Genomic DNA, 1,531 nt, shown 5'->3' with positions numbered 1-1,531 from the left:
CGTAGCTGGCAAGGACGGCACGAGCGACAACAGCGGCACGGCCGGCGACGCGTCCGGCGACACGGAAAACCTCGACCAGATGGTCCGCCGCGGCGCGATGTGGACCACGCTCAACGTGGCGCTGTCCCGGTTCGGCCAGTTCGGCGTCGGCATCCTCGTCGCCCGCCTGGTGGCCCCGGCGGACTTCGGCGTCTTCGCCGTCGCCCTGACCGTCCTGTCGATCGTCATCAACGTCAGCGAGCTCGGGGTCAGCGCGGCGCTTGTCCGTGGCAGCCGCGAGGAGTGCCGCCGGATCGCGCCGACCGTGGCGACCATCTCCATCGGCACCGCGGCCGCGCTCGGCGCGATCATGGTGGCCACGGCGGACGTGTTCGCCCGGGCGCTGGGATCCGACCAGGCCGCGGAAGCCGTCCGGGTGCTGTCCATCACCGTCGTGGTCGCCGGCTTCGGCGCGGTGCCCTCGGCCCTGCTCAAACGGGACTTCGCCCAGGACAAACAGTTCATGGCCGACTCCGCGAACACCGTCGTGTCCGCGGTCGTCGTGATCCTGCTCGCCGTGTCCGGCTGGGGGGCGATGGCGCTGGCCTGGTCCCGGGTCGCCGGCCAGGTGGTCTCGATCGTGCTGCTGCGGCACTTCAGCCCCGAACGCGTCCGGCCGGGGTTCAGCCGGGCCCAGGCCCGTCAGCTGCTCGCGTTCGGGCTGCCGCTCACCGGCGCCAACGTCGTCGCGTTCACCCTGCTCAACGTCGACTACATCGTGATCGGACGGCAGCTCGGCGCCGTCGAGCTGGGCCTGTACATGCTCGCCTTCAACATGTCCGGCTGGCCGATCAACGTCTTCAGCGCGGTGGTGCGGGCCGTGTCCATGCCGGCGTTCGCGCGGGTCAGCGAGGACCGCGAGCAGCTCCCGGCCCGGTTCGCCGCCGCGGCGTCCATGGTCGCCACGATCACGATACCGGTGTGTCTGATCATGGGCGGGGCGGCCGGCCCGCTCGTCGCCGTGGTCTACGGGTCGAAGTGGCACGCGGCCGCCGGCGCGCTGGCGGGTCTTGCGATCTTCGGTGCCGCCCGCACGATGGTCGAGCTGCTGTCGGACTTCCTCGTCGCGCTCGGCAGGACCCGGGAGATCTTCGTCATCCAGGTGCTGTGGATCGCGGCGCTCATCCCAGCCATGATCATCGGCGTCGGGCGCAACGGGATCGCCGGTGCCGGCGCGGCCCACGCGGTGGTCATCGTCGGGGTCACGCTGCCGATATACGTGCTGGCGCTGCGTCCCTTCCGGATCACCCCCTGGCTGCTGGCGCGGGCGGTCGGCCCGCAGGTGCTGGCCGCCGCCGCGGCCGGCGCGGCCTCCTGGCTGGTCGCGTCGGCCGTCGCTCCCGTCTGGCTCGCGCTTCCGGTCGCGTCGGCGGCCGGGTTCGTGGTCTTCGTCGGATGCCAGTGGTCACAGGTCGTCCGCGTCGTCGGGCGCCTGCGCTCCCGCCGGAGCGGCCGGGACGACGACGCGGCCCCGCCGGATCCGGCCCCCGCC

General features: G+C 72.8%; 1 protein-coding gene. It reads left to right on the top strand.

Going from position 1 to position 1,531, the window contains the following annotated elements:
- Positions 1-1,531: lipopolysaccharide biosynthesis protein (locus tag AC5LUJ_RS23115; protein ID WP_493465763.1), on the top strand; the 1,531-nt coding region annotated here is incomplete at both ends.

The organism is Protofrankia sp. CiP1_Cm_nod3, from assembly GCF_982290655.1.
The sequence above is the reverse complement of the archived record's forward strand: the minus strand, read 5'-3'. Positions and strand labels throughout refer to the sequence as shown.